Source organism: Streptomyces recifensis (assembly GCF_002154615.1).
GTDB classification, from domain to species: domain Bacteria; phylum Actinomycetota; class Actinomycetes; order Streptomycetales; family Streptomycetaceae; genus Streptomyces; species Streptomyces griseoluteus.
Window position 1 is genome coordinate 1 of the sequence record NZ_MUNH01000741.1, and the last position, 1774, is coordinate 1774.

3 protein-coding genes are annotated in these 1774 nt (G+C 76.0%); all 3 read right to left on the reverse strand.

Going from position 1 to position 1774, the window contains the following annotated elements:
• On the reverse strand, window positions 1-191 hold a 191-nt coding region (locus tag CCN33_RS32580), incomplete at its 3' end, for a hypothetical protein (protein ID WP_208621950.1).
• Window positions 188-1171 carry an NTP transferase domain-containing protein gene (locus tag CCN33_RS29100; protein WP_086696353.1) on the reverse strand — a complete coding sequence of 328 codons (984 nt, stop codon included), beginning with the start codon at window positions 1169-1171 and terminating at the stop codon, window positions 188-190. The genes CCN33_RS32580 and CCN33_RS29100, both read right to left, overlap by 4 nt.
• Window positions 1172-1247: 76 nt before the next feature.
• Window positions 1248-1774, reverse strand: a 527-nt coding sequence (locus CCN33_RS29105; protein ID WP_140394738.1) for a dihydrolipoamide acetyltransferase family protein, incomplete at its 5' end; no start/stop codon positions are given.

Sequence of the window (1774 nt, forward strand, 5' to 3'; positions counted from 1 at the left end):
CCCAAGAGCGACCGGACAGACCAGGTCGACAGGGCGGTCCGGTCCGCCCGGCCGGTCCGGTCCGCCCTGTCGACCTGGTCTGTCCGGTCGCTCTTGGGTGGGCGGACGAGCGCCAGGGCTTCCTCCACGTCGAGGTCGTCGGCGTCGCCGCACCCGGCGTGCGGTCCCGTGTGCGTGTGGGAGGGGGTCATCCGGCGTCCGGGGCGGACCCGCCCCCGCCGTGCTCGGCCTCCCAGCGGGTGGCCAGGTCGGCGACCTTGGCGGACGCCTCGGCGACGGACTCGGCGTCACCCTTGCCCTGGGCGGCGGCGTAGCCGATGAGGAAGGTGGTCAGCGGGGCGGCGGGGCGGGCCACACCGTGGGCGACGTCGCGGGCGGCGTCCAGAAGGACGCGGGTGTCGACGTCGAGCTCGATGCCCAGCTCGTTCTTGACTGCGGTGATCCATTCGTTCAGCACGTGCCCATGCTCCCTGATCCGTGCCCTGGCGTGGGCGATGTCTTCCCAGGTGTCGCAGTCGAAGGAGGCCAGCGGGTCGGTGAGCCGGATCAGGCGCAGGGCGCCGGTCAGTCGGCGCAGGGGCAGCCCGGTCAGGCCGCCGCGCCCGGGCTGCTCGCCCTGCCCGGCGTGCCCGGAGTGCCCGGCGTGCCCGGCGTGCCCGGTGGCGAGGTCCGCCAGGGCGCGGCGCAGGGAGGCGGTGCGGTACGCGGCCACCAGCGGCTGGTCGCGGCCGTCGTCGTCGGTGAGCATCGCCCCGTCGGCATCGCCGTCCCGCAGGGCGGCCAGCAGCCGGTGCACGGTGTCCGCGCCGAGGAACGGCAGGTCGGCGGAGAGCACCACCGCGTACTCGGCCGTGGTGAGCCGCAGCCCCGCGCCGAGCGCGGCGACGGGTCCGCCACCGGCCGGCTCCTCCCGCGCCCAGCGCACCGGCCGGGCGGTGACACGGGGGTCGGCCACGACGACGGTGGTGGCCGCGTCGGCGCAGGCGGCCAGCACCCGGTCGAGCAGCGCGCGACCGCCGACCTGGACACCGGGCTTGTCGGCCCCGCCCAGCCGCCGCGCCCCGCCGCCGGCCAGCACGACGGCGTCGTACGGGGCGCCGGGCGCCGGGCCGGCCCCGCTGGGCTCGGGGGATGCGGCCGGCGGGGGGCCGGCCGGGGCGTTGTCGGTCACCCTTCGAGTATGGCTGGTGGACCCTCGTGAGCGGATGCCGCCCGGCGGGAACCGGGCGGGTGTCGCAAGGCCGGGCTCACACGGTGCGCAGCAGTACGGCCGGCTGTTCCACGCAGTCCGCCACGTACCTCAGGAAGCCGCCCGCCGTGCCGCCGTCGCAGACCCGGTGGTCGAAGGTGAGCGAGAGCTGCACGACCTGGCGCACCGCCAGTTCGCCCTCGTGCACCCACGGCTTGGGGACGATGCGGCCGACGCCGAGCATGGCGGCTTCGGGGTGGTTGATGATCGGGGTGGAGCCGTCGACCCCGAAGACGCCGTAGTTGTTCAGCGTGAAGGTGCCGCCGGTGAGTTCACCCGGTGTCAGCCGCCCCGCGCGGGCGGCCTCGGTGAGCCGGGCGAACTCGGCGGTCAGCGACTCGGCGTCCCGCCTGTGCGCGTCCCGGACGACGGGAACGACCAGCCCGCGCTCGGTCTGCGCGGCGAACCCCAGGTGCACGCCGGGCAGTTGGACGACCTCACGGGCCTCGGTGTCGACGTAGGCGTTCAGCTCCGGGAACCGGGCGAGGGCTGCCGCGCAGATACGGGCGAGCAGGGCGACCAGGG